This is a genomic window from Halobellus sp. MBLA0158 (assembly GCF_041477585.1).
Taxonomy (GTDB): Archaea; Halobacteriota; Halobacteria; order Halobacteriales; family Haloferacaceae; genus Haloquadratum; species Haloquadratum rubicundus.
Window position 1 is genome coordinate 207,940 of sequence record NZ_JBGNYA010000001.1, and the last position, 21,500, is coordinate 229,439.

A 21,500-nucleotide genomic window follows, 5' to 3' on the forward strand; every position below is an offset into this window, starting at 1 on the left:
GCCGAGATAGAAAGCCGATGCCGATCGACCCGCTCTACGCCCGGTATCCCTTCTTCGAGGGCGCGCGCGAGGCCGTCCGCGAGGCGGACATCTCGCCGGCGGCGCTCGTCGTCGAGGACGCCCCGGCGGTCGAGCGCGGCCGCGAGCGGGTCGAACGCGCCCTGATGGAGGGAACGGTCGCCGCCGAGGAGCCGAAGCGGTGGGACCGCCGCGAGGAACTGCTCTCGTATCCGATCGCGCGGATCCTCGTCTCGCTGGTCGACACGCCCGCCGCCGTCGACAAGTACGCCACCGCGGAGGCGTCGACGGCGCGGGAGCGTTTCGAGGCCGACTTCGGCGGCGCGGAGTTCCAGAGCACCGGCCGAGCGCGCGCGTCGTTGGACGAGGTCCTCCGCGAGTTCGACCTCGACGGCGACGTCCGCCCGGACCGCGGCGGCGACGGACCGGGACGGAGCGGCCCGTCGAGCCAGGCAGGCCGCGGCGGCGCGGGCCCCGGATCGGGCGGGGATGCGGGCCGCACCGCCTCCCACTACTGGGTCGCCCTGGGCCCCTATCTCGAACTCGGCGAGGGAAGCTGGGGGAGTCGCTGGCGACTCGTCAACCGCGAGGTGCGCGACGGCGAGGTGCGCGTGGAGTCCGCGGAGCTGTCGCGGCTGCTTGAGGCGGCCGTCGAGCGCCGGGTGAGCGAGGGGCTCCCGTTCGAGGTGAGCGGGACCGACGGCGGCGACGCCATCGCCGACGCGCTCGATTCAGCCGTGGCCGACCTCCGCTCGCTCCTGAACGACCACGACGCCGGCACCGGGGAGGCGATCGAAGCCGTGGTGCCGGCGCTGTTCCCGCCGTGTATGAAGGCGCTCGTCCAGCGGGCCCGGAGCGGGGAGTCCCTGCCCGAGCACGCGGAGTTCTCGCTGGTGTCGTTCCTCGTCGCGCTCGGGATGGACGGCGAGGACGTCACGACGCTGCTCGGAGTCGCGGACCCGGAGAGCGACGGAGACGAAACAGGGGAAGGAAGCGAAGAGAGCGACGGCGATGACGAGCGTCCCGCCGAGCGGATCCGAACGCGCGTGGAGTACCTCTCGGATTCCGACAGGACCCAGTACCCGCCGCCGTCGTGTGCGACGATGCAGTCCTACGGGACCTGCGTCGACCCCGACGAGCGCTGTGAGAGGATCTCGCACCCGCTGTCGTACTACACGGACGCCCTCGCCAACGCCGGCGACGTCCGCGACTGGCGGGAGGCGACGAGCGGAGAGTGATCACGATGAGCCAGTCACTCGTCGAGGAAGACGCCCGTGAGCGCCATCACGACGATGAAGAGCGCGACCGCGCCCACGAGGGCGAGGCCGCCGTCGTTCCCGAGGTCGGGCCCGAAGGTCGCCCCGATGCCGACGAACACGGCGAAGAAAACGCCGACAGAGACGATGGAGACGACGATCTTCCGCCGCATCTCCGCGTCGATTTCCATACCTCCGCCTTCCGGTGGCCGTTCTAAAAGGGCTTCGATGCGGCGCTGACGCCGGTTCGCGGTCGTCGGCGTCGATCCGGCCGCGCGCGTTCAGGCGTCCGGCGCGTCGCCGTCGTCTGTGGGTCCGTCGGACGTCGCCTCCTCGACGTCGGTCAGCCGCGCCTGCGCCGGCCCGCCGACGAACGACTCGAAGGACTCGCCCTCGGCGAGCGCGGTCTCCTTTTTCACTCGGTAGTTACCGCCGTCCGTCACGTGCAGGTCGCCGGGGTGGAAGAAGTACCACGACTCGCGGTCGAACCGGACGCCGATCCGGGCCTTCGCGCCGAAGTTCCGCGCGAAGTAGATCAGCGCCTCCACCTCCTCGCCGGTGAGGTAGATCGGCCGCCCGGAGCTGGATTTGGCCTCGATGGCGTAGAACACCTCGCCGTCGCCGGCGAGCACGTCCGGGAGCTCGCGGTCGGTCGCCGAGCCCGAGGCGGGAGCGCGCATCACCGCGAAGCCGGCCTCGTCGAGGCGGTTGACGAGTTCGCGCTCGCGGCGGTCGCCCTTCCGGTTCGAGGACATACCCGCTCTCGGTCCGAGAGGGTCTTAAACCGGACGACACGGTCGCCGTGAGTCGGCCGCGAACCCGCGAGTATATATATCGAAAACCCCATCAGTCGAGTACTACGCGCCTCCGGCCGGAGCGGAGCGTCGCTGGAGGCCGAGCTCGGGGACTACATGGACGCTGATACCGCGGTCTCGAACGTCGTGCTCGTCACGGTCGACTCGCTGCGAGCCGACGCGCTCGGCACCTACGATTCGGACCGCCACACCCCCGTCTTCGACGGCCTGGCAGGTCGCGGCACCGTCTTCGAGCGGGCGTTCGCGACCGGGAACTGGACCCCGTTTTCCTTCCCGTCGATCCTGGCCTCGCGGCCGGTGTTCGCCGACTCCGGCCGGATCGGGGTCGACGGCGCGCCGACGCTGGCGTCGGTCCTCTCCGAGAGCGGCGTCGCGACCGGCGGCTTCAACGCCGCCAACGGCTTTCTCACCTCTCACTGGGGCTACGACGACGGCTTCGACGAGTTCGAGCCGTTCGTCGCGAGCGTCGGCGGCAGCCTCTACAGCCGCTACCTCGCGACCCATCCGACGGTCGAGGCGTGGCTCCAGCTCGCGGCCTCGCCCTTCCGACGGCTGCGTTCGCGGCTCGCGGGCGACGTCGACGACCGGCCCTTCCTCGACACCTCGCGGATGTTCGACGTCGAGCACGCCGCGACGGCGTTCCTCGAATCCGTCGAGGGGCCGTTCTTCCTCTGGATCCACTACATGGACGCCCACACGCCCTACGTCCCCGCGCCGCGGTACATCCGCGAGGTCTCCGACAGCCGCGTCGGTACCCACCGGATGCTCCACGCCCACACCCGGACCGGGCTCGGCTGGGAGGTCGGCGAGCGTACCCTCGCCGATCTCCGGACGCTCTATCAGGCGGCCGTCCGCCAGGTCGACGCCAGCGTCGGCCGGCTGCTCGACGCGCTCGACGCCGAGGGGCTCTCCGAGGAGACCGCCGTGGTGCTCGCGGGCGACCACGGCGAGGAGTTCCAGGAGCACGGCCACCTGGCGCACTACCCCAAGCTGTACGACGAACTGATCCGCGTGCCGCTCATCGTCGACGTGCCGGGCGCGGAGAGCCGGCGGGTCGACGGCCAGGTCGGTCTCGATGCGGTCCCGCCGACCGTGACCGACCTGCTCGGCGTCGACGCCCCCGACGTCTGGACCGGCTCGTCGCTCCGGCCGACGGTCCGCGACGGCGCCGCGCCCCCGGACGAGCCGGTCGTCTCGGTCACCGTCCGCGACGAGGACGTGACCGCCCAGCCGATCCCGCGGGGCCTCGACGACGGCGACCTGCTCGTGAGTGTCCGGGACCGCGATTGGACCTACATTCGAAACGTCGACCGCGAGACCGAAGGACTGTACTTCCGTCCCGACGACCCCGACCAACAGATGGATCTCGCAGGGAACGTCGCGGACGGTCGCGGGGGCGACATCGGGGGAGAGGCGCGGACGGTCGTCGACCGCTTCCGGCCGCTCGTCGACGCGCACGTCGAACTCATCCGGGAACGAGACGGCGATGGCGAGGGCGAGTCGGAGCAGTCGGCGGAGATGGACGCGGACCTCGGCGCGCGGCTGGAGGCACTCGGGTACAAGTAGCGATGCTCCGGCGCTTTCTTCGCAACCTCCATAGCGGTCCGCTCGCGCTCCAGCTGCGGCGGTTCGTCGTCGTCGGCGCCGTGACCGCCGGGATCCAGATGGTTCTGTTGTGGCTGTTCGTCGACGTCTCGGGGCTGTACTACCTCCTGGGCGCGGTGATCTCGATCGAGATCACGATCGTGCTCTCGTACGTGCTCAACAACGCCTGGACCTTCCAGGCGACGCCGAACACGGGGATGAACTACCTCTACGGCCTGCTGCGCACGAACGTCGTCCGCGGGACGGCGATCCCGATCCAGATCGGCGTGCTCTATGCGCTCGTCGAGTGGCTGTCGCTGTTCTACCTGCTCGCGAACGCCGTCGCCATCGTGATCAGCGGCGTCTACCGGTACGTGCTCGACGCGAAGTGGACGTGGGGGCAGTAAGCGGCGCGGGGACGAACTCCGATTACGTCCCGTGGCTCCAGCTGTCTATGTACTCCGCCTGCGCGTCCGAGAGGGAGTCGATCTCGACGCCCTCGGCCGCCAGTTTGATCTCGGCGACCTCGCGGTCGAGGTCGTCGGGGACGTCGTGGACCCCGGCGTCGTAGGCGCCGCCGTTCTCGACGAGCTCGCGGACACAGACCGCCTGGATGCCGAACGACTGGTCCATCACCTCCGCGGGGTGGCCGAGCGCGACCGGCGCGGCGAGGTTGACGAGGCGCCCTTCGGCGATGACGTTGAGGCGGCGGCCGTCGTCCATCTCGTAGGCGCGGACGCCGTCGCGGGCCTCGTACTCGTCGACCGCGAGGTCCGAGAGCGCGTCGAGATCGATCTCGATGTCGAAGTGGCCGGCGTTCGCGAGCAGGACGCCGTCTTTCATCTCCGCGAAGTCCTCGCGGGTGATGACGTCGCGGTTGCCGGTCGTGGTGACGAACACGTCGCCGACTGCGGCGGCCTCGTTCATCGGCATCACGTCGTAGCCCTCCATGTGCGCCTCCAGGGCGCGGCGGGGCTCGACCTCGGTGACGATGACGTTCGCGTTCTGGCCCGCGGCCTTCTTCGCGACGCCCTTGCCGCAGTAGCCGTAGCCCGCGACGACGACGTTCTTGCCCGCAAAGGAGAGGTTCGTCGTCATCGCGATCGTCGCGAGCGAGGACTCGCCGGTGCCGTGGACGTTGTCGAAGAGCCGCTTCATCGGCGTGTCGTTGACGGCGAAGACGGGGTATTTCAGCTCGCCGTCGTCGTCCATCGCGCGCAGGCGGTGGACGCCCGTGGTGGTCTCTTCGGCGCCGCCGACGATGGTGTCGATGAGTTCGGGGTGGTCCTCGTGGATGGCGTAGACCATATCCATCCCGTCGTCGACGGTGATCGTCGGCTCGTGGGCGACGACCGACTCGATCGCGGCGTAGTAGTCCTCGTCGTCGACGCCGCGCTTCGCGTAGGAGGTGATGGCGTCGTGTTCGTCGAGCGCCGCGCTCACGTCGTCGTGGGTCGAGAGGGGGTTACAGCCCGTGATCGCGACCTCGGCGCCGCCGAGCGCCAGCAGTTCGACGAGGTTCGCCGTCTTGGCCTCGACGTGCATCGCCATCCCGATCGTCTGGCCCGCCAGCGGCTGTTCCTCGCGGAACTGCTCGCGGAGTTCCTGGAGGATGGGCATGTGTTGCAGCGCCCAGTCCATCTTCCGGCGGCCCTCGTCGCGAGCGGCCGCGACGTCGTCGAGGTGCTCGCTGATCGGTGGATACGTGCTCTTGCTCATACCCCCGATTGCGACAGGTGAAAGAAAACGCTGCCGAACCACCTTTTTACTTCGTCGGGTGCGCAGAGCGCACCCTCCTCGCAAAAAGCTGGACCAAAAAGGATCCGCGAGGCTCGCTCTGCTCGCCTCGCGGTGCGCTCACTGGAGAGTACCACTGGAACGGATACTCCACGGACGATCAGAGATCGAAGCGAAGAGTAGAGGGGTCAGCTGTCGGCGCTACCGTGATTTTATATGCGAACACGGGACCAGCGCCCCCGTGACGTAGCGAATACCCCGCGTCGGGAAGCGGTTGTCCGGCACGTCGGCGCGGGAAGCGGCGGTGCCGGCTGTTCGCCAACGATCCAGCAGTGTGCCTCACTCGGGGAGTGAGAACTCCAGCACGTCGCCTTCGGTGATTCCGCGATCGGTCGTCCAGTCGTAGTTGACTTCGAGGACGTACTGCCCGCGACCCGGATAGCGCTGGTCTTCGCCGTCCTCGTCGGGGGCGGGTTCGGGCGCGTGGTGGATCCGGGTGATGGTGCCGTCGCCATCGGCGTAGACGATGTCGAGCCCGAAGTCCATCTCCCGCATCACGTAGGTGTGATTGCCGACGGCGTCGTAGACGAAGAACATCCCGCGGTCCGCCGGCAGAGAGTCGGTCTCGCTCAGACCGCGATAACGGAGCTGTCCGGTGTCGGCAATAGCCGCTGTGACGGACCCGAGCAGGTCGCCGTTCGGAGACCGGACTTCCACTACTGTCGTCTCGTAGCCGCGGAAGATCGGAGTACCGGTGGTCATATCCGCCGTCGCCGTCGGGGACGTCTCGGTACCGGTCGCCGCGACATCCGAAGTCGTATCGGACGCCGGCGTCGGCTCGGTGCCGGAATCCGACGGGGCGCCCGCGCATCCCGACGCCCCCACAGCGGCAGCGCCGAGCAGTCCGAGGTACGTGCGACGCCGCATCGTCACTCCGCGCGGGCGACGAGGTCCACCGCGCGCTTTCGCGCCGTCTCGACGACGCGCTCCGCATCGAGCGTCAGGACCTCTCGGTCCCGCATCAGCACCTGCCCGTCGCAGACCGTGTGCCGGACGTCAGATCCACGGACGGCGTACGCCAAGTGGCTCACGAGGTCGTGGGCGGGCGCGAGGTGCGGCGCGTCGAGGTCGACGACCGCGAGGTCGGCCGCCGCGCCGGCTTCGATCCGCCCGCCAGGGAGCGACAGCGCCGCGGCGCCGCCTTCGGTCGCCATCCGGACAGCCGCCGCAGCGGGGACGGCCGCGGCGTCGTCGGCGCCGAGCTTGCCGAGCATCGCGGCGTCCCGGAGCTCGTCGAAGAGGTCGAGGTCGTTGTTGGAGGCGGCCCCGTCGGTGCCGAGCGCGACCGTCACGCCGGCGTCGAGGAGGTCCTGAACGGGCGCGATGCCCGAGGCGAGCTTCATATTCGACGCCGGACAGTGGACGACCGCCGCGTCCTGCTCGGCGAGGAGGTCGATCTCGGCCTCGTCGACGTGGACGCCGTGAGCGAGGAACGAGGTCTCCGAGAGGAGGCCGACGTCGTCGGCGTATTCGAGCGGCCGCTCGCCGCGTTCGTCGACGATCGGCTCGACCTCCTCGCGCGTCTCGTTCGCGTGCGTATGCACCGGGACGCCGGCGTCGCGAGCGGCGTCGACGGCCTCGCGGAGGAGCGGCTCCGCGACGGTCGTGAGCGAGTGGGGCATCACCGCCGTCCGGACCCGGCCGTCGGCGGCGCCGTCGTACTCGCGAGCGACGTCGACGCTCTCTTCGACGTCGGCGCGGGCCGCCTCGTCGTCTTTGCCGACGGTGACGACGCCGTGGCCGAGTCGGGCACGCAGGCCGGCGCGGTCGACCGCGTCGACGATCTCGGGGACGTGGAAGTACATATCGGCGAAGGCGGTGGTGCCCGAGCGGATCATCTCGACGAGCCCGAGTTCGGCGCCGGCGCGGACGTCCTCCGGGCCGAGTTCGGCCTCGGCCGGCCAGATGTCCTCGCGGAGCCACGCATCGAGCGGCTTGTCGTCGGCGTAGCCCCGGAGAAGCGTCATCGCGACGTGCGTGTGCGCGTTCACGAGCCCCGGGATCACGAGGCCGCCCGCGGCGTCGAGTGTCTCGTCGACCTCGTGGTCGACCGCGAGATCCGGCCCGACAGCGTCGATGACGCCGTCGTCGCGATCGATCACCACGTCCGCGTCCACGACCTCGAAGTCCGGCCTGAGGACTCGTCCGCCGGCGACCAGGAGCGTGTTCGATGACATACCGTGCGGTACCGACGGCGCGGGTATCATACTGTCGTCTGGCGGCGGCAGAGCGCCGGCCGCGAGGCTCCCCGAACGGACCGGTACCGGGTCCCAGCGCCGGTCAGAGCCAGTCTCGCAGAACTTAAACCGGGGCGTGACGAACCTCCGCCTATGAGCGACGACGAGAACGGGGGGCGACGAGACCTCCGGATGCCCGACGACGACGAGGTGTTCGCCGTCGTCACGAATATGCTCGGGGCGAACCGCGTGAAAGTCCGCTGTGCCGACGGCGTCGAGCGGACCGCGCGGATTCCCGGCCGGATGCAAAAGCGCATCTGGATCCGCGAGGACGACGTCGTCCTGGTCGAGCCCTGGGACTGGCAGGACGAGAAGGCCGACGTGGTGTGGCGCTACGAGAAGTCCGAGGCCGACCAACTGCGCGAGGAAGGCCACATCCAGTGACCGTGCCCCGAGCGCCCGCGGCCGGACCGACGAGAGACTGATTCGATGACCGACCCCGAGCGCGGTTCCGACCCCGATCCCGACCCGGATTTCGACGACGACGAGGACTTCGGCTTCTTGGCGCCCGACGAGGTAGAAGCGCCCGGCGACGAGTGGGAGGAGATCGACGTCACCGACACCGAGGCAGACCGGATCGCCCGGCGCCGCGATCGGGAGTTCGACGAGTTCCGGAAGCGGCTGAAGGACGCCGACCAGTTCAAGGTCGAGCAGTCGGTCTTCGACGACGCCACCTTCGCGGCGATCTACAAGCTCGTCCAGGACGGCCACATCGACGCCTTCGGCGGGCCGATCTCGACGGGGAAGGAGGCGAACGTCTATGAGGCGCTGGGGAGCCACGACGGGAGCGAGCGGGACGTCGCGGTGAAGATCTACCGCATCAACGCCTCGAACTTCCGGCAGATGCGGGAGTACCTGGAGGGCGACCCGCGCTTCGAGGGCCTCGGCAACGACAAGAAGCAGGTCGTCCTCGCGTGGACGCGCAAGGAGTTCGCGAACCTGAAGCGGGCGCGGGAGGCCGGCGTCCGCGTCCCCGAACCGATCGCCGTCGAGCGGAACGTCCTCGTGATGGAGCTGGTCGGGCTCGTCGAAGACCGGGCGCGGCGGCTCGCCGAGGTCGACGTCGAGAACCCCGAGACGGCCTACGACGTCGTCAGCGAGTATATGCGGCGGCTCTACTCCGCAGGCTTGGTCCACGGCGACCTCTCGGAGTACAATATGATCATCCACGACGGCGAACTCGTCGTGATCGACCTCGGCCAGGCGGTGACGGTCCACCACCCCAACGCCGACGAGTTCCTCCGGCGCGACTGCCGGAACGTGGCCGCCTTCTTCGGCCGGCAGGGGCTCGACGCGAGCGGCGACGAGCTCTACGACTTCGTCACCGCGGTCGAGCCCGAGCCCGCCGGCGAGCCCGACGGGCCGGACGTCGCCGACGGATAACGCTTCCGCGCCGGGGTGCGAAGGAACGCTTAAACGGCTCCACCGGGTAGCGAGGCGTATGCAACACGTGAAGGTACCGCAGGATCGGATCGGCGTCCTCATCGGCGAGGGCGGCGAGACGATGCGGGAGATCGAACGCCGGGCCGAGGTGCGCCTCGACATCGACTCCGAGAGCGGCGCCGTCGCTATCGACGACGTGGGCGACCCCGTGTTGGGGATGCTCGCGCCCGACGTCGTGCGGGCGATCGGTCGCGGCTTCACCCCCGAGGCCGCGCTCTCCATCCTCGACGACGAACTGCGGACGTTCGAGCTGGTCGACCTCGAATCGCACACCCGGAACAAGAACGACCTCCAGCGGCAGAAGGGCCGACTCATCGGCGAGAACGGCCGGACGCGAGAGCTGATGGAAGAGCTCACCGGCGCCGAGGTCGTGATCAAGGGCACGACCCTCGGCGTGATCGGACAGCCCGAGGAGGTCGAGGCGGTGCGGCGCGCGGTGGGGATGATCCTCGACGGCGCGCCCCACGGAGCCGTCTACTCGTTCCTCGAACGGAAGCACAACGAACTGACCCAGGGCTTCGACGTCCGGCAGTCCGGCTGAGTCGGCCGCGTCGGTCCCCGCGTCCGGGCTCGGCCCCGGAGTGGGTCGTCGTCTCCGTTCTCAGTTCGCGCCGTACCGCTCCGAGAGGTGTCGCCGGACCCGACGCGCCGCGTCGGCGTCGAGGGTCCAGACCCCGTCCCATTCGTCGCCGTCGTCGGTCACAGCGATGAGCGCCGCGCCCTCGCCGTCCCCGTCGGCGGGCGGCGTGAACACCACGAACCACCCGTTTCTGATCTCGGGGGCGTCGTCGTTGTGGACCGTGAGCGGCGAGGACACCACCCGCTTCGGGCTCCCGAGGCCGTAGACGTGGACATCGAGGTCGGTGTGGGAAAGCTGCCGATAGGCGCGTTCAGTGCCGCGTTCGTCCGCGATGCGGGAGAGCCGCTGGAAGCCCGTGTGGAGTTCGCCCTCGCCGTGGCGGAGCGCCATCGCCTCGATGTACCGGGAGATCTCGATGAGGAGGAGCTTCCCCTTCGTACCGGCCGGGTAGCCGCGGACGCGGAACCGCGTGCCTTCGAGGTTGTGAACGACGTCGGGGGTCTGGATCTCCGAGAGGGGCCGGGCCCCCGTGATGTAGATGTCGGAGTTGACCGCGAGGACGGAGTCGCGGACGTCGGTGAACGGGGACTCGGCGACGACGCTGCCGTCGCGCCGCAGTTGGACGATGTCCGAGTCCGAGAGGATCCGGGTGGCCTCGGAGACCGACACGGGCTGGTCCGAAAAGAGCGAATCCAGCATCCGCGCGACCATCGGCGGCTGTTCGCTGTTAACGATCGAAAGCGACGTCTCCCGCTCTCCGGATGCGAATTCCTCGATGAAGTCCCGGAGTGCCATTGCACCCTCCTAAGACCACTCCCGATATTAGCGCTTTGGCACGGTATCACGTTCGATAACCACCGATACGGGCTTCCGACGGATACGGGGCCCAGAACGGGAGAAAAACAATATAAAAGCACTCGATGTGGTAGTCGTTACCACGGACATTCGCCCGTCGGAGGGCCTCTCCCGGACCGGTAGCGTTACTTTTTTATAGAATCACAAACAATCAACGGGCGACTATGTCTCAGCGAATGCAGCAGGGCCAGCCCATGATCATTCTGGGCGAGGACTCCCAGCGCACACAGGGGAAGGACGCGCAGTCGATGAACATCTCGGCCGGCAAAGCCGTCGCCGAGTCCGTCCGGACCACGCTGGGTCCGAAAGGGATGGACAAGATGCTCGTCGACTCCGGCGGGTCCGTCGTCGTGACCAACGACGGCGTAACCATCCTCAAGGAGATGGACATCGACCACCCGGCGGCGAACATGATCGTCGAGGTCTCCGAGACCCAGGAGGACGAGGTCGGAGACGGAACGACGACCGCCGTCGTCGTGGCCGGTGAGCTCCTCGATCAGGCCGAAGAGCTCATCGAGCAGGACGTCCACGCGACCACCATCGCCCAGGGCTACCGCCAGGCTGCAGAGAAGGCCAAGGAGATCCTCGAGGAGAACGCCATCGAGGTCTCGAAGGAGGACCGCGAGACGCTCGTCAAGATCGCCGAGACGGCGATGACGGGCAAGGGCGCAGAGTCCTCGAAGGACCAGCTCGCCGAGCTCGTCGTCGACGCCGTGCTGGCGGTCGCCGACGAGAACTCCGTCGACACCGACAACGTCTCCGTCGAGAAGGTCGTCGGCGGCGCCATCGAGAACTCCGAGCTCGTCGAGGGCGTCATCGTGGACAAAGAGCGCGTCCACGAGAACATGCCCTTCGGCGTCGAGGACGCCGACGTCGCGCTGTTCGACGGCGCGCTGGAGGTCCGCGAGACGGAGATCGACGCCGAGGTCAACGTCACCGACCCCGACCAGCTCCAGCAGTTCCTCGACCAGGAAGAAGAACAGCTCAAGGAGATGGTCGACAAGCTCGTCGACGTCGGCGCCGACGTCGTCTTCGTCGGTGACGGCATCGACGACATGGCCCAGCACTACCTCGCGAAGGAGGGTATTCTGGCCGTTCGCCGCGCGAAGTCCTCCGACCTGAAGAAGCTCGCCCGCGCGACCGGCGGCAACGTCGTCGGCTCGCTCGACGACATCGAGGCCGACGACCTCGGCTTCGCCGGCTCCGTCGCCCAGAAGGACATCGGCGGCGACGAGCGCATCTTCGTCGAGGACGTCGAGGACGCCAAATCCGTCACGCTCATCCTCCGCGGCGGCACCGAGCACGTCGTCGACGAGCTTGAACGCGCCATCGAGGACTCCCTGGGCGTCGTGAAGACGACCCTCAACGACGGCAAGGTCCTGCCCGGCGGCGGCGCGCCGGAGACCGAACTGTCGATGGAGCTCGGCGAGTTCGCCAGCTCCGTCGGCGGCCGCGAGCAGCTCGCGATCGAGGCGTTCACCGAGGCGCTCGACGTCATCCCGCGCACCCTCGCCGAGAACGCCGGCCTCGACCCCATCGAGTCGCTCGTCAACCTCCGCAAGGAGCACGCTGACGGCGATATCGGTGCGGGCCTGGACGCCTACACCGGCGAGATCGTCAACATGGAGGACGACGGCGTCGTCGAACCCCTCCGCGTCAAGACGCAGGCCATCGAGTCCGCCACCGAGGCGGCCGTGATGATCCTCCGCATCGACGACGTCATCGCCGCCGGCGACCTCAAGGGCGGCGGCAGCGACGACGGCGGCGACGAGGGCGGCGCGCCCGGCGGCGCCGGCGGTATGGGCGGCATGGGCGGCATGGGCGGTATGGGCGGCGCAATGTAAGCGTCGGCTCCAGGCCAACACCCACCCCCCCACCGACCGCAGTTCAGTACCGCCCGCCGAACGCCAGCGACCGATTTTCTTCGCGAACGGACCGCGTAGCGGTAGCGCCGTCGCTTGAGACGGCGTCGTCGACGAGGAGTGTCCGGATTGCGGTCGCTCGCTGGCGCACAGCCGAGGCGACGAGTGAGGGGCAAGAGGGACCCGATCCGGAATGCGAAAGAGGGAAACGGAGAGCGAAGAACGAAAAGCGAGACGGCGAGCGGCGACGGTTACTCGGTCCGGTCGATGTCGATCTGCTCGCGGATCGCGGCCAGTTCCTCGGAGTCCGCGAGCGCTTCGACCTGCGTCCGGAAGTGCCGCTCACACAGCCCGACCTTGATTCCGTCCTTCTCCGCGGCGTACGCGGCATCCCGGTCGCAGTAGTGGCACTTCATACGAGAGGCTTCGTTCTCGATGGGGTTTAACTCTATGCTCCCGGCTATCTCGGCCGAGAACGGGCGTCATACACCCGGCAGACGAGCGGCGAACGCGTCGAAGTCAGCCGCCGGCGGCCCGGCCACGCCGAGGGTCCGGTCGTGGGCGTCGGAGCCGCCGGTCCGGACGAGGTCGGCCTCCTCGGCCACGCGATCGACCAGGGCGGGATCCTCGCGCTCGGCGCTCGATCCGCTGTAGGGGTAGTACCGCTCGACGGCGTCCAGATCGCGGGCCAGATCGAGCGCGGCGTCCGGGTCGGGATAGCGGAACGGGTGGGCGAGGCCGACGACCGCACACGACTCCCGGAGCACCTCGACGCCGGTCGCGGCGTCGGGGACGTAGCGTTCGACGTAGCAAGGGCCGTCGTCGCCGATCAGGTGCTCGAAGGCGCCTTTGTAGTCGTACGAGGCGTCGCTCTCGGCGATGGCGCGGGCGATGGTCGGCCGGCCGAGGCCCTCGCGGAGTTCGACGTCGAGCGTGACGTCAAGATGGGCTTCGACCTTCCGGACGATCTCGGCCCCGCGGCGCTTCCTGTCTTCTTGGATCCGGTCTGTGACCGACCGGAGCCCCCCGGTCGCCTCGACGCCGTAGCCCAGGAGGTCGAGCCGCTGGTCGCCGGCGTCGACGCGGAGTTCGATCCCGCGGATCACGGTCACGCCCTCTCGGGTCGTCACCGGGGCGTCCAGCTCCGGGTGAATCCGGTCGTGATCGGTGACCGCGACGACGTCGACGCCGCCCTCGCGCGCGGCGGCCGCGAGGTCCGGGACCGTCAGGACGCCGTCCGACGCCGTCGTGTGGACGTGGAGATCGGCCGACGGCGCCGGGCCGTCGGGATCGCCGTGTCGGTCGAGAGGCACAGTGGGGCGTCGGCGACGGAGCGCTTTATTCCTTGTGTGGTGAGCAAATTCATATTAGTGACGTAATATTTGATATTAGGATATATTACGTATTAATCTTCTACAAATACCATAACAGAAAACCATTAAGAACCTCCGGCATGCAGATACGGGTGCAATGCGCTTGAACCGCACCGGCGAACTCATCGACGCTCACGAGTTCCCGGCGACGACCGAGGAACTCATCGAGGCGTACGGCGACCAGACTATCGAACTCCCCAACGGGTCCGCCCGCCTCGGAGACGTACTCGCCCGTGCGGGTTCGGAGACCTACACGGACGCCGACGACGCCCGCTCGGCCCTTCACTGCGGGCTCGGCCACGAGGCCATCGGCCGACGGTATTACAGCGACCGCGACGCCTACGCGATGGGCGAGGACGGTCCACAGCAGGTCTCCTTCTGAAGCGACCGAAGCGAATTTCTTAGAACGGTAGTTCGAGGGGCACGCGCCCCTTCGTGTACCCCTCCACCCGACCGGACGGTCTGAGTCGGAAGACCGCGGCCGGCCGGTGGTGGACCTCCGGCTGCTCGGCGAGGATCGCCCGCCACTCGTCGTCGGGGAACGACGAGCAGTCGACGAAGAGGACGACGCCGCCGCCGTGTTCTTCCAGTTGGCCGTCGGACTTCGTCTCGGCGGTGTCGCGGACGGCGGCGATCGGCGTCCCGGCGCTCCGCCTGGCCGTCGGCGTCGGGCGCGTCACCTCGACGAGGATGGCGTCCTCGCCCTTTCCCGCCCGGTAATCGATGGCGTGGCCCGTCGAGACGTCGATCTCCGGTTCGATCTCGTAGCCCGCCTTGACGAGGAGGTGGCCGACGTTGAACTCGCCCATCGCGGCGGTCATCCGCGTGAGATCGAGGTACTCGGAGGTGCCGAGCTTGCCGGCCATCACCTCCCGCCAGTCGTCGAGCGCGCGGGTGCGGAAGAACGACTCGTAGAACTCCAGGGCCTCGTCGCGGTCGGCGTCGGGAAAGCCCGCGGCATGGTCGCGGAAGAACTCCCGGGTCGTCTCGCGGCCGTCCTTCGAGAGGAAGACGGGGAGGAAGAACCACGAGAGGTGCGGGTACGGTTCGAGCCAGGGGCTCTCCTCGTGCAGTTGGGCGGTGAGTTCGCGCGTCGCCCACCGCGAGACGTCGCTCGGGACGTGCTCGAAGCTGTACTTGTCGGTGCGCCAGAGCGCCTCGGGCGTCTCGGTGTTGCCGAGCCAGTAGGCCTCGTCGTCGGACCACAGAAAGAGAGCGACGTCGCCGTTGTCCATCTCGAAGCGCTCGCCGGTGTAGCCCTCCGGGGGACGGAACCACGGGGAGCGGCGCGTCGCGCCGAGATTCCGGTCGAGATCGCGGTAGATCTGCCCGACCACCCGGTCTTCGGTCCAGCGACCAGGGGCGTATCGAAAGCGTAGGGGGCGTGCCACGGTCGTACTAACGCGTCGACCCGTTTATACTGTCGGCTCTGCGGCCCCAGAATCGGCACCGACGTACGGAGCGGCGACACATATATGTGGGTAACACTCTCACGGTATGGTGTATCATGTCGATGGGCGCATACGACGATGACGAACACGAACGTCGTGAGCGGAAGAACGGTGCGGTCGATACGGACTTCTCCGACGACCGAACGGTGTATCGGGGATCCGTGGAGTACGAGGCCGGCGAGTCGGCGGAGGCGCTCCTCGACCAGTTCAAAGAGCTCAACGGGAGCTGAATCCGGCTCTTCTAGCCGCGCACGCGGAGCGTCGCCATCGCCGCCACGGAGACGACGGCGACGGCGACGACGTGGCCGCCGACCGCGACGAGCAGCACCGGCCGGTCCAGGAGGAACGGCACCATCGCCAACTGGAAGAGGCCGAACGCGACGTTCGTCGCGTCGAGCCGGCGGAGCTGGCGGGCGGTCTCCGGGTCGACCTCGAACCGTAGCGAGCGCCACAGCGCGACGACGGCCGCCCACCACGAGGTCCCGATCCGGTAGCAGAGGTCCCAGAGGATCAACAGCGTGAGGTACACCGCGGGCACGGGCGGCTCGGGGCCGAACAGCCCTTCGAGGAGCCCCGGTCCGGCGGTCTGCGGGTCGAAGACGAATAGGTGCGTCACCAGGGCGACGAACGCGAGCACGCCGAGGACGACCTCGATGCTCGACCCGAAGAGGAGCCGTCGGTACGGCTCGGGCAGGTCGAGTCGTCGCGTCCGCCGCCCGAACCGCCGCATCACGACGCTGCCGGCGGCGGCGACCGCCACCGCGACCGTGCCCGGGAGGACGGCGTTCCAGAGGTCGTACGCCCACGCGAGGACGAGTACGCCGGTCTCGAAAAGCACGAGCTGGATCGCCATCGCCTGCAGGTCCGTGAGGTCGACGCCGGGGACCGCGCCGACGATGCTCTCGTAGACCCAGGTCTCGCCGTACGGCTCGGCCTCCGACCGGAGTTCGGGGCGGGCCATCAGCGACCGACCCGTCCCGAGGCGCCGGCGTCGGTCTCGCGGGGCGATTCGTCGCCGAGCGCCCGCGCCACGGCCTCGTCGAACGGCGTTCGGTCGACGTCGATCAGCGACTCGATGCGGTGGTCGCGGACGACGACGGGGTTTTTCAGCCCCTCGATCAGCGGGCGCGCGACCGCGGCGGGGACGTCGGTGACGAGGTCGACCCACAGCGAGGACAGGCGCGTCGAGAGCACGGGCACCGGGAGGACGACCGGCCGCCGGCCGCGCTTGGCGCCGACCCGGAGCAGGATCTCACGGTAGGTGAGGACGTCCGGCCCGCCGATCTCGTAGGTCTCGCCCGCGGTCTCGGGGAGGGAAAGCACCCCCACGAGGTACGCGATGGCGTCGTCGACGAAGATGGGCTGGCACTTCGTGTCGACCCACCGCGGCGTCACCATCACCGGCAGCCGCGAGGAGAGTTGCCGGATCATCTCGAAACTCGCCGACCCCCGGCCGATCAGGATCGCGGCCCGGAGCGTCGTGAGCGCGTAGTCGGCGTCGCCGAGGATCCGCTCGACCTCGCGGCGCGAGCGCAGGTGCTCGGAGAGCCGGTCCCGGTCCTCGCCGAGGCCGCCGAGGTAGATCACGCGCTCGACCCCGGCCGCGGCGGCCGCGTCCGCGAAGTTCCGCGCCGCGCGGCGGTCGCGCGCCTCGAAGTCGGCGCCGGCGCGCATCGAGTGGACCAGGTAGTAGGCGGCGTCGACCTCCAGCGCCGCGTCGAAGCTCCCCGGCTCCAGCAGGTCGCCCTCGACGGTCCGAACGCCGTCGGGGGCGTCGTAGCGCCCGGCGTCGCGGACCAGGGCGGTCACGTCGTGGCCGGCGTCGAGGAGCGCCGGGACGAGCCGGCATCCGACGAACCCCGTCGCCCCCGTCACGAGCACGTCCATAGCGGCGGGAGGGCCCCGAGCCTGTTAACGGTTCTCGCCGGGGGACGGATATACGGGTATATGGGCGTCAAAAGCACTCAATAGGGCTCTTAGTTACGCTCATACGGCGATCGGTCGACCGACCCGTATGGACGCGCTCGCGGACGCACAGACCGAAGCGTCGCTCGCCGATCGGATCATCCCCTCCCGGGCCTCGATCCCCGAGGAGCCGCCCGCGGGGAACTACGTCGTCATCGACGTGACGCACTTTTCGACCACCGTGGTGGAACTGTTCGCCAACGGCGCGGAGTACGTCCACGTCACCGAAGAGCGGGGCGACGAACACGCCTTCAAGGAGTCGACGCCGCGGGCGCGGATCGGCGGCGGCAGCAGCCCCGAGTACACGCCCGAGCCGGGCTATGACTTCTTCAACTCCCCGAGCTACGTGCAGGACGTCGACGTCGAGGGGCGCCCCACGGCGATGACCTCGACGAACGGCGGCAACGCGGTCACCGACCTCAGACGGCGCGGGGGCGACGACGTCTCGATCTACGTCGGCGGGCTGACGAACGCCGCCGCGGTCGCAGACCACCTCGACGGCGCCGAGCGGACGTACCTGGTCGCCGCCGGCTCGAAGGGCAAGCCCTCGCCGGAGGACACCGTGGGCGCGACCGTGATCGCGCGCCACCTCGACGGCGATCCCCCGAGCGCGGACGAGCAGGCCCTCTACGAGCAGATCGCCTACCTCGGCAAGGCCCACAAGTACGAGCGGAAGGCCGACGTCCGGATGACCGATCTGGTCGAGTACGACCTCCGCGCCAACTCCCGGGAGATCGTCCCGGAGCTTCGAGGACAGAAGCTCTACGACGCCGCGGAGTGATGCGGGCGGACTGCCACGCGCACACGACCTACTCCGACGGGGCCGAGATGGGAGCGATGCTCGATGCGGCCGACCGGGCGGGTCTCGACGCCGTCGGCCTGACCGACCACTGCATCGTCGTCGACGACGACTTCGGCCGGCGGGAGCGGTACGACCTCGTCGAGACCTACGAGGAGCGCCGCGAGGAGATTCACCGCTACCGCGACCGGATCGACGTCGACGTGCTCGACGCCGCCGAAGTGAGCTACGTCGCCGACGCGGAGGCGGAGACGCGGCGGTTCCTCGATTCGGCGGATTTCGCGTACACCATCGGGAGCGTCCACTTCGCGGGCGAGTACGACTACACGAGCGGGTCGCAGTACGCGGCCGCGAGCGACGAGGAGCGGCGGGCGGCGGTCGAGCGGTACTACGACGCCGTCGTGTCCGCCGTCGACGCGGGGCTGTTCGACGTGCTCGGTCACCTCGACCTGCCCGAGCGCGTGCCGCAGCTCCGGGGGCACTCGGCGCGGCGCGACTACGAGCGCGTCGCCGCGGCGCTGGCCGAAAGCGACACCCTCCCGGAGATCAACGCCGGCCGCCTCCACGACTCGCTGGGACGAGTCCACCCCGATCCGGCGATGATCGAGTGCTTCCGCGCCGAGGGCGTCCCGTTCGTCGTCGGCTCCGACAGCCACGCGCCGGCGGAGCTCCGCGAGCGAGTGCCCGCGCTTCGGGCGTTTCTGGACGACGCCGACGTCTCGGTCGTCGACGTCGATGCGGTCGTCTCCGGGTGATCCGAGGGTCTACCCCTCAGAGGAACACCCACAGCGCCGCGACGAACAGCAGGGAACCGAAGACGAACGAGACGTCCCGCGGCGCGAGCTGCATATGGCCGGTGCGGAGCCGGCGGCTGTCGGGATCGCCAAGGGAGCGGGAGAACCCCTTCGTCTCCATCGCTTCCACGGTCACCCGCGCGCGCTTGGCGACGTTGAAGATCAGCGGGTAGAACGCCTTCGCGGAGAGCTTCAGGAGGTACGCGAAGTACCGCCACTTCAGGAACCCCTTCTTCTCGGGGACCTTGCTCCGGAGGCGGAAGGAGTTGATGAGGTTGTGGTACTCCTCGACCAGCAGCGGCATCATCCGATAGCCGTACGTGATCGCGAAGGTGAGCTGGCGCGGCACGCCCAGCCGGAGCATCCCCTGGCTGATCTTCTTCGGACTCATCGCCGAGAAGACGGCCAGGCTGATGACGGAGATGATCGTGAGCTTCAGGAAGAACGGCACGACGGCGCCGACGGCGTCGATACCGACCTCCTGGCTGGTCAGGGCGGTGTGGACGCCGCGGCCGACGGCCGTCGCGACGATGTCGGCGGACTCGGCGAACACGTCGGGGTTCAGCGTCACGACCGCGTCGGCGACGCGGGAGGCATTCGCGCCGACGTAGCCCACCGCCCGGACGAGGCCGCCGACGAAGGGGACCATCACGACGAAGAAGCCGACGTTCGTGAGCTGGCCGAAGAGCAAGAGCGCCAGGAGGTACTTGCTGACCTGCGAGAGCGCCGCCAGGACGAGCGCGGCCGCGAGCATCGCGACGAGCGGGAGCGTGTCGTAGAACAGCCACGGAATGATGACGAAGAGGACGCTCCAGACCAGCACGACGCGCGGATCGAACGTGTTCAAGAGCGCGTCGTCGTTGTCGTAGGCCGTCCGCATCAGATCGACCTTGATGTCGTTGATCGAGATGTCCGAGAGGGCGTCGACGTACTTCACGAGGACCCCTCCGAGAGCACCTCGACCATCGCGTCGGTCGTCAGAGCCGGCGGGGCGACGTCCAGTTCGTCGCAGAGTTCGACCACCTGCGGCGGGCGGAGGTCGGTCTCGGCGAGGAGTTCGGGGTCGTCGAACACGCGCTCCGGCGGCGCGTCGGCGAGGATCCCGCCGTCGGCCATCACGATCACCCGATCGGCCCACGAGGCGACCAGTTCGAGGTCGTGGGAGGCGATGACGACCGTCTCGACGCGGCCCTCCGCCTTCCGGAGCATCCCGGTGACCTCGCGGCGACTCTGGAGGTCGAGGCTCCCGGTCGGCTCGTCGAGCAGCACGACCGTCGGGTCGGTGGCCAGGCCGATCCCGAGCGAGGCCCGGCGCTGCTGGCCGAGGCTCATCAGCCGGCCGTCGCGGTCGGCCAGATCCTCCAGGTCCAGATACGCGATGATCTCCTCGACGCGCTCGTCGACGTCAGTCGCACCGCGGTTCCGCAGGTAGTACGCGACGTCCTTCCGGACCGTGTCCTCAACGAACATCTCCTCGGGGTTCTGGTGGATGTAGACGGTGTCGTCGGCCAGCTCCTCGGGGAGGCTCTCGCGCGTATCGTGGCCGAGGACCGTCACCGTTCCCTCGTCGGGCGATTCGAGGCCGGTGATGAGCCGCAGCAGCGTCGACTTGCCGGCGCCGTTCGCGCCGACCAGGGCGACGCGGTCGCCGGCGTACAGCTCCAGGTCGAGGCCGTCGAGCACTCGGTTGTGACCCTCCCGGAGCGTCGGGTATCCGTGACCGACATCGTCAAGCGTGACGAGCGACTCGTCGGCCGCGTTCCTCATCCCTCCGCCCTCCGCGCCGCCGTCGGCCGCCGTCCGCGGCGGGCCGTGCGTCGCGCCGGCGTCGGGGAACGCCGCTCCCGCCTCCGCGACCGTGACCGGGTACCGGCCGTCGGGGAGGGTCCCCATCTCGGACGGCAAATCGGCCGCGATCTGGGTCACCTGCGGCGGGTGGATGTCGTGTTCGAGCAAGTCGTCGAGGCGGTTCAGCCCGACCTCGACCGGCTCCGTCCAGGCGACGCCGCCGTCGGAGACGAGCGCCATCCGGTCGCAGTAGTCCGCGATGAACTCGGAGTGGTGCTCGATGACGATGATCGTCTTCCCGTGTTCGTCGTGGAGTCGGCGGAGCTGCTCGTAGGTCGCGCGGGCGTTCTGCGGATCCAGCTGGGCGGCCGGCTCGTCGATCAGGATGTACTCGGGATCCATCGCGAGCACGCCCGCGAGCGCGACCAAGTGCTGTTGGCCGCCGCTCAGCTCCCAGACGAAGCGGTCCTCGTGGTCGAGCAGGCCGACGGTCTCCAGCGCCCGCGTGGCGCGCTCGGCGTAGTCGTCGAGGCCGTGATTCAGGGGGGCGAACTCCACGTCCTCGCGCACCGTCGACTGGACGAGCTGATTCTCGAAGTCCTGGAACACGTAGCCGACCTCGCGCGAGAGCTCGGCGACGTCTGACTCGCGGGTGTCGGTTCCGTTGACGGTCACTCGGCCGTCGAAATCGCCCTCGAAGAAGTGCGGAATCAGCCCGTTGAACGTCTTGCACAGCGTCGTCTTCCCGCTGCCGTTGCCCCCGACGATCGCGGTGAACGAGCCGGACTCGATCGTGAGCGAGGCGTCGCGCAGGACGGGCTCGTCGCTGCCCGGATATCGAAACGTCAGATCGGCTACCTCGATGCTGTTGTCGCTCATAAAA

24 protein-coding genes are annotated in these 21,500 nt (G+C 68.9%); 11 read left to right on the top strand and 13 right to left on the bottom strand.

Annotated features, from left to right (window positions below; genetic code table 11):
* Positions 1-17: 17 nt before the first annotated feature.
* On the top strand, positions 18-1,256 hold the full coding sequence (locus OS889_RS00990; protein WP_372386617.1) for a DNA primase: 1,239 nt from the start codon (positions 18-20) through the stop codon (positions 1,254-1,256).
* A gap of 14 nt (positions 1,257-1,270) precedes the next feature.
* Here OS889_RS00990 and OS889_RS00995 read toward each other — a convergent pair whose 3' ends face one another.
* Both OS889_RS00995 and hjc read right to left on the bottom strand, forming a co-directional pair.
* Positions 1,271-1,465 (bottom strand): DUF7472 family protein, encoded by a 195-nt coding sequence (locus OS889_RS00995; RefSeq protein WP_372386618.1) that lies wholly within the window; start codon positions 1,463-1,465, stop codon positions 1,271-1,273.
* A gap of 90 nt (positions 1,466-1,555) precedes the next feature.
* Positions 1,556-2,029: a Holliday junction resolvase Hjc gene (hjc, locus tag OS889_RS01000; protein WP_372386619.1), complete on the bottom strand. Its 474-nt coding sequence runs from the start codon at positions 2,027-2,029 to the stop codon at positions 1,556-1,558.
* A 156-nt stretch (positions 2,030-2,185) separates the two neighbouring features.
* Here hjc and OS889_RS01005 point away from each other — a divergent pair, with 156 nt between their 5' ends.
* Both OS889_RS01005 and OS889_RS01010 read left to right on the top strand, forming a co-directional pair.
* Positions 2,186-3,655, top strand: coding sequence for a sulfatase (locus OS889_RS01005; protein ID WP_372386620.1), 1,470 nt, complete (start codon positions 2,186-2,188; stop codon positions 3,653-3,655).
* 2 nt (positions 3,656-3,657) lie between these two features.
* Entirely contained in the window at positions 3,658-4,080 is a 423-nt protein-coding gene (locus OS889_RS01010) for a GtrA family protein (RefSeq protein WP_372386621.1), read from the top strand.
* Between the two features lie 22 nt (positions 4,081-4,102).
* On the opposite strand, the gene OS889_RS01015 is transcribed toward OS889_RS01010, so the two are convergent.
* The 3 genes from OS889_RS01015 to OS889_RS01025 all read right to left on the bottom strand — a co-directional run bounded on the left by OS889_RS01015 (position 4,103) and on the right by OS889_RS01025 (position 7,647).
* Entirely contained in the window at positions 4,103-5,392 is a 1,290-nt protein-coding gene (locus tag OS889_RS01015; protein WP_372386622.1) for an adenosylhomocysteinase, read from the bottom strand.
* Positions 5,393-5,749: 357 nt separating this feature from the next.
* Positions 5,750-6,172: a DUF192 domain-containing protein gene (locus OS889_RS01020; protein WP_372386623.1), complete on the bottom strand. Its 423-nt coding sequence runs from the start codon at positions 6,170-6,172 to the stop codon at positions 5,750-5,752.
* Between the two features lie 167 nt (positions 6,173-6,339).
* Positions 6,340-7,647, bottom strand: a complete 1,308-nt coding sequence (locus tag OS889_RS01025) for an amidohydrolase (RefSeq protein WP_372386624.1) — start codon at positions 7,645-7,647, stop codon at positions 6,340-6,342.
* Between the two features lie 153 nt (positions 7,648-7,800).
* Between OS889_RS01025 and eif1A the strand changes: the two genes are divergently transcribed.
* The 3 genes from eif1A to OS889_RS01040 are packed head-to-tail and all read left to right on the top strand — an operon-like array spanning position 7,801 to position 9,691.
* Positions 7,801-8,091: a translation initiation factor eIF-1A gene (gene eif1A, locus OS889_RS01030; protein WP_089765603.1), complete on the top strand. Its 291-nt coding sequence runs from the start codon at positions 7,801-7,803 to the stop codon at positions 8,089-8,091.
* 45 nt (positions 8,092-8,136) lie between these two features.
* A complete protein-coding gene (gene rio1, locus OS889_RS01035) occupies positions 8,137-9,090 on the top strand; it encodes a serine/threonine-protein kinase Rio1 (RefSeq protein WP_372386625.1) in 954 nt (317 codons plus the stop codon).
* Between the two features lie 58 nt (positions 9,091-9,148).
* A complete protein-coding gene (locus OS889_RS01040) occupies positions 9,149-9,691 on the top strand; it encodes a KH domain-containing protein (RefSeq protein ID WP_372386626.1) in 543 nt (180 codons plus the stop codon).
* 60 nt (positions 9,692-9,751) lie between these two features.
* Here the strand turns inward: OS889_RS01040 and OS889_RS01045 are convergent, their stop codons facing one another.
* Positions 9,752-10,525, bottom strand: coding sequence for a DICT sensory domain-containing protein (locus OS889_RS01045; RefSeq protein WP_372386627.1), 774 nt, complete (start codon positions 10,523-10,525; stop codon positions 9,752-9,754).
* A gap of 254 nt (positions 10,526-10,779) precedes the next feature.
* On the opposite strand from OS889_RS01045, the gene thsA reads away from it, so the two are divergent.
* Positions 10,780-12,429 carry a thermosome subunit alpha gene (gene thsA, locus OS889_RS01050; RefSeq protein ID WP_372391501.1) on the top strand — a complete coding sequence of 550 codons (1,650 nt, stop codon included), beginning with the start codon at positions 10,780-10,782 and terminating at the stop codon, positions 12,427-12,429.
* 269 nt (positions 12,430-12,698) lie between these two features.
* Here thsA and OS889_RS01055 read toward each other — a convergent pair whose 3' ends face one another.
* Both OS889_RS01055 and OS889_RS01060 read right to left on the bottom strand, forming a co-directional pair.
* Positions 12,699-12,863 carry a DUF6757 family protein gene (locus OS889_RS01055; RefSeq protein WP_175454563.1) on the bottom strand — a complete coding sequence of 55 codons (165 nt, stop codon included), beginning with the start codon at positions 12,861-12,863 and terminating at the stop codon, positions 12,699-12,701.
* A gap of 66 nt (positions 12,864-12,929) precedes the next feature.
* A complete protein-coding gene (locus tag OS889_RS01060; RefSeq protein ID WP_372386628.1) occupies positions 12,930-13,760 on the bottom strand; it encodes a PHP domain-containing protein in 831 nt (276 codons plus the stop codon).
* A gap of 157 nt (positions 13,761-13,917) precedes the next feature.
* Here OS889_RS01060 and OS889_RS01065 point away from each other — a divergent pair, with 157 nt between their 5' ends.
* Complete coding sequence (locus tag OS889_RS01065) at positions 13,918-14,202, top strand: DUF5789 family protein (RefSeq protein ID WP_372386629.1); 285 nt, start codon at positions 13,918-13,920, stop codon at positions 14,200-14,202.
* Between the two features lie 19 nt (positions 14,203-14,221).
* Here OS889_RS01065 and OS889_RS01070 read toward each other — a convergent pair whose 3' ends face one another.
* Positions 14,222-15,211 (bottom strand): DUF5784 family protein, encoded by a 990-nt coding sequence (locus OS889_RS01070; RefSeq protein ID WP_372386630.1) that lies wholly within the window; start codon positions 15,209-15,211, stop codon positions 14,222-14,224.
* Between the two features lie 116 nt (positions 15,212-15,327).
* Here OS889_RS01070 and OS889_RS01075 point away from each other — a divergent pair, with 116 nt between their 5' ends.
* Positions 15,328-15,501, top strand: coding sequence for a DUF5786 family protein (locus tag OS889_RS01075; RefSeq protein WP_372386631.1), 174 nt, complete (start codon positions 15,328-15,330; stop codon positions 15,499-15,501).
* 11 nt (positions 15,502-15,512) lie between these two features.
* On the opposite strand, the gene OS889_RS01080 is transcribed toward OS889_RS01075, so the two are convergent.
* Entirely contained in the window at positions 15,513-16,232 is a 720-nt protein-coding gene (locus OS889_RS01080) for a DUF7530 family protein (protein WP_372386632.1), read from the bottom strand.
* Positions 16,232-17,158 carry an NAD(P)H-binding protein gene (locus OS889_RS01085; protein WP_372386633.1) on the bottom strand — a complete coding sequence of 309 codons (927 nt, stop codon included), beginning with the start codon at positions 17,156-17,158 and terminating at the stop codon, positions 16,232-16,234. Before OS889_RS01085 ends, OS889_RS01080 begins: the two co-directional genes overlap by 1 nt.
* A 127-nt stretch (positions 17,159-17,285) precedes the next feature.
* Here OS889_RS01085 and OS889_RS01090 point away from each other — a divergent pair, with 127 nt between their 5' ends.
* A complete protein-coding gene (locus tag OS889_RS01090) occupies positions 17,286-18,017 on the top strand; it encodes a 2-phosphosulfolactate phosphatase (RefSeq protein ID WP_372386634.1) in 732 nt (243 codons plus the stop codon).
* Entirely contained in the window at positions 18,017-18,790 is a 774-nt protein-coding gene (locus OS889_RS01095) for a PHP domain-containing protein (protein WP_372386635.1), read from the top strand. Before OS889_RS01090 ends, OS889_RS01095 begins: the two co-directional genes overlap by 1 nt.
* Positions 18,791-18,806: 16 nt before the next feature.
* On the opposite strand, the gene OS889_RS01100 is transcribed toward OS889_RS01095, so the two are convergent.
* On the bottom strand, positions 18,807-19,766 hold the full coding sequence (locus OS889_RS01100; protein ID WP_372386636.1) for an energy-coupling factor transporter transmembrane component T: 960 nt from the start codon (positions 19,764-19,766) through the stop codon (positions 18,807-18,809).
* Positions 19,763-21,496, bottom strand: coding sequence for an ABC transporter ATP-binding protein (locus OS889_RS01105; RefSeq protein ID WP_372386637.1), 1,734 nt, complete (start codon positions 21,494-21,496; stop codon positions 19,763-19,765). Before OS889_RS01105 ends, OS889_RS01100 begins: the two co-directional genes overlap by 4 nt.
* Between the last annotated feature and the right edge of the window lie 4 nt (positions 21,497-21,500).

Excerpts from the sequence above, each read along its gene's own strand:
- OS889_RS01105 (WP_372386637.1), bottom strand. The coding sequence starts at position 21,496 with ATGAGCGACAACAGCATCGAGGTAGCCGATCTGACGTTTCGATATCCG.
- OS889_RS01040 (WP_372386626.1), top strand. The coding sequence starts at position 9,149 with ATGCAACACGTGAAGGTACCGCAGGATCGGATCGGCGTCCTCATCGGC.
- OS889_RS01095 (WP_372386635.1), top strand. The coding sequence starts at position 18,017 with ATGCGGGCGGACTGCCACGCGCACACGACCTACTCCGACGGGGCCGAG.
- OS889_RS01075 (WP_372386631.1), top strand. The coding sequence starts at position 15,328 with ATGTCGATGGGCGCATACGACGATGACGAACACGAACGTCGTGAGCGG.
- OS889_RS01005 (WP_372386620.1), top strand. The coding sequence starts at position 2,186 with ATGGACGCTGATACCGCGGTCTCGAACGTCGTGCTCGTCACGGTCGAC.
- OS889_RS01015 (WP_372386622.1), bottom strand. The coding sequence starts at position 5,392 with ATGAGCAAGAGCACGTATCCACCGATCAGCGAGCACCTCGACGACGTC.
- eif1A (WP_089765603.1), top strand. The coding sequence starts at position 7,801 with ATGAGCGACGACGAGAACGGGGGGCGACGAGACCTCCGGATGCCCGAC.
- OS889_RS01065 (WP_372386629.1), top strand. The coding sequence starts at position 13,918 with ATGCGCTTGAACCGCACCGGCGAACTCATCGACGCTCACGAGTTCCCG.
- OS889_RS01055 (WP_175454563.1), bottom strand. The coding sequence starts at position 12,863 with ATGAAGTGCCACTACTGCGACCGGGATGCCGCGTACGCCGCGGAGAAG.
- OS889_RS01025 (WP_372386624.1), bottom strand. The coding sequence starts at position 7,647 with ATGTCATCGAACACGCTCCTGGTCGCCGGCGGACGAGTCCTCAGGCCG.
- OS889_RS01080 (WP_372386632.1), bottom strand. The coding sequence starts at position 16,232 with ATGGCCCGCCCCGAACTCCGGTCGGAGGCCGAGCCGTACGGCGAGACC.
- OS889_RS01045 (WP_372386627.1), bottom strand. The coding sequence starts at position 10,525 with ATGGCACTCCGGGACTTCATCGAGGAATTCGCATCCGGAGAGCGGGAG.
- rio1 (WP_372386625.1), top strand. The coding sequence starts at position 8,137 with ATGACCGACCCCGAGCGCGGTTCCGACCCCGATCCCGACCCGGATTTC.
- OS889_RS01090 (WP_372386634.1), top strand. The coding sequence starts at position 17,286 with ATGGACGCGCTCGCGGACGCACAGACCGAAGCGTCGCTCGCCGATCGG.
- thsA (WP_372391501.1), top strand. The coding sequence starts at position 10,780 with ATGATCATTCTGGGCGAGGACTCCCAGCGCACACAGGGGAAGGACGCG.
- OS889_RS01085 (WP_372386633.1), bottom strand. The coding sequence starts at position 17,158 with ATGGACGTGCTCGTGACGGGGGCGACGGGGTTCGTCGGATGCCGGCTC.
- OS889_RS00990 (WP_372386617.1), top strand. The coding sequence starts at position 18 with ATGCCGATCGACCCGCTCTACGCCCGGTATCCCTTCTTCGAGGGCGCG.
- OS889_RS01020 (WP_372386623.1), bottom strand. The coding sequence starts at position 6,172 with ATGACCACCGGTACTCCGATCTTCCGCGGCTACGAGACGACAGTAGTG.
- OS889_RS00995 (WP_372386618.1), bottom strand. The coding sequence starts at position 1,465 with ATGGAAATCGACGCGGAGATGCGGCGGAAGATCGTCGTCTCCATCGTC.
- hjc (WP_372386619.1), bottom strand. The coding sequence starts at position 2,029 with ATGTCCTCGAACCGGAAGGGCGACCGCCGCGAGCGCGAACTCGTCAAC.
- OS889_RS01010 (WP_372386621.1), top strand. The coding sequence starts at position 3,658 with ATGCTCCGGCGCTTTCTTCGCAACCTCCATAGCGGTCCGCTCGCGCTC.